A 2,288-nucleotide genomic window follows, 5' to 3' on the forward strand; every position below is an offset into this window, starting at 1 on the left:
GCAGGGCGCAAGCTTGGCGCGGCTTCTCGGTCAGAAGGCAGAGGAGTTGGCGCTGCTGACCTAATCGTTTTGCGGGCGCAGGCCGAAGGTTGCGGGCTTTAGGCCGTAGCGCATGTCGAAATCGTCGTCCGATGGCGCGCGTGCGGCGGGTGGCTTGCGGTAGTCGGGGTCGCCGGCCTGGCGGCCTGAATCGACGACCTCGGCGAAGGCCATCGCCTGCTGCGTTGATTTAGGCACATTGCGCAGTCGTTCCACGATCGCCACCAGATCGACATCGTCGCCTGGCTTCGACGTGGCCTCTTCGCGTTTTGCGGTGCCGGGGAGCAGGTCACTCGGCAGTTTTTCGACCTTCAGCCGCATGGTCGTCGCCACGCCTTCGCCGAAGGCGATGGCTTCGCGCTGGCCCATGGAGGACAGGAAGGCAAGCGTCGAGGCGGAAGAGTCGGCAATCGCCGAGCGGATGATCGCCTGGTCCTGCTCATTGGCAAGCCGCATGGCGAAGAAGGTCGAGCATTGCGAAAGGATGGTCGGGTCGAGCTCGCCCGGGCGCTGGGTGACGACGCCGAGATAGCAGCCATATTTGCGGCCTTCCTTGGCAATGCGCGACAGCGCGTGCCTTGTCGGCGCGAAGCCGAGGCGCGGGTCGGCCGGCATATAGCGGTGCGCCTCTTCGCACAAAAACAGCAACTGCAGCTTGCCCTCGCTCCACAGAGCGAGGTCGAAGGCCAGGCGCGCCAGCACCGAGCAGACCGAATTGACCACTTCCGACGGCATGCCGGCCATCTCGAAGCAGGTTACCGGGCGGCCATGATGCGGCACGCGGAAGATGTTGCCGATCGTCTCGTGGATGGTGTCCTCGATCAGGCGCGAGTTGAACATGAAGCGGTAGCGTGGATCGGCGGCCGCCGATTCGATGCGCGTCTTCAGCGATTTGAGCGTCGGGCGATCGGTCTTGCTTTCGAGCATGCCCATGCGCTCATCGATCTGCTTGAGCAGGTCGGCGATGCGGTAAGGCACCGGCGTATCGGCGGTCAACGCATCGCTGCCGCGCCTGATATATGAGCCCGAATTCGGGTTGCGGTAGAGATTCTTGGCGGCCGGGATAAGGTCGCGCAAGGCGTCGATTTCTTCCGGCTCGGTCTCGCGGCCCCGGAACAGCACCTCGGCGAATTCCTCGAGCTTGAACATCCAGAACGGCAGATCCAAGGTTTTGGAATCGACCCTGACGCAGTATTCGGGCAGCGATGCAGCGAACTCGTTGTGCGGGTCGAGGATCAGGATGCGCAGGTCGGGCCGTGCGGCGATCGACTTGCGCAGCAGCAGCGAGACGGCGGTGGATTTGCCGACGCCGGTCGTGCCGACAATGGCGAAGTGACGCGCCAGCGTATCGTCGATGGCGATGTTGGCGGCGATCGTCTCGTCCTGCGCTAGCGTGCCGATCGTGATCGAATGACGCCCGGCGAGGTCATAGACCGCCTGCAGGTCGCGGGTGCGGATCCGATGCGCAACGGCGCCGATATGCGGATAGGTGGTGATGCCGCGATCGAAGACCGGTTTGCCGCCGGGCTCTGCTCCGTCACGGACTTCGCCGATCAGCTCGATGCTGACCTCGATGGCGTTCTGGCCCTCATTGCTCCAGGCGCGGTCCGACTTGCCGATTGCGTAGACCAGGCCGACGGTTCGCGTCGATCCGAGATTGATGGAAATCATCTTGCCGACCGTCCACAGGCCGGTCACCGCGCCGTCGGCGTCATTCGCATAGGCGCTGATGGTGGCGCGCGCGCCATCGCATTGCACGACATTGCCGAGGATGCGCTTGTCGTTCTGCTCTGCGTCGCGGCGCTCCTGCGATGTCGGTTCTCCAACGGAGGCTTCGCGTTCGACATACATGGACAGGCCAATCCCCATTTCCCTGGAGCATCGATCCTACCCGAATGGGGTTAAGGCCCGATGATGTCGGATGGTGTAGAGAGCATTAAAGGGCTCGTGAAAATTGTCGCCAGCCGGCTCTTCTCCGGCGTCTATTTTTCGCTATAATAGACATATGGATGATATAGCGAACGACATTTCCTCGACGATCGGCCGCAGAATACACGCCGAAAGGACCGTGCGCGACTGGTCCCTGGCCGAACTCGCGGAGCATTCCGGCGTCTCGAAGGCGATGCTCAGCACGATCGAGCGGGGCAAGACCAGCCCGACGGCGGCGCTTCTGGTGCGCATCGCGTCGGCCTTCGGCATGACGCTGTCGACCTTGATCGCGCGCGCGGAATTGCAGGGCGGCGGGATAT

2 protein-coding genes are annotated in these 2,288 nt (G+C 63.2%); one reads left to right on the top strand and one right to left on the bottom strand.

Translation table 11 applies throughout. The features are described 5' to 3' along the window. Positions 1-60 precede the first annotated feature (60 nt). Positions 61-1,890 (bottom strand): ATP-binding protein, encoded by a 1,830-nt coding sequence (locus EN939_RS30630; protein ID WP_127271391.1) that lies wholly within the window; start codon positions 1,888-1,890, stop codon positions 61-63. Positions 1,891-2,044: 154 nt separating this feature from the next. Between EN939_RS30630 and EN939_RS30635 the strand changes: the two genes are divergently transcribed. After that, positions 2,045-2,288: helix-turn-helix domain-containing protein (locus EN939_RS30635; RefSeq protein ID WP_164751368.1), on the top strand; the 244-nt coding region annotated here is incomplete at its 3' end.

The sequence above is a fragment of the Mesorhizobium sp. M7A.F.Ca.CA.002.05.1.1 genome (assembly GCF_003998335.1).
Classification (GTDB): Bacteria; Pseudomonadota; Alphaproteobacteria; order Rhizobiales; family Rhizobiaceae; genus Mesorhizobium.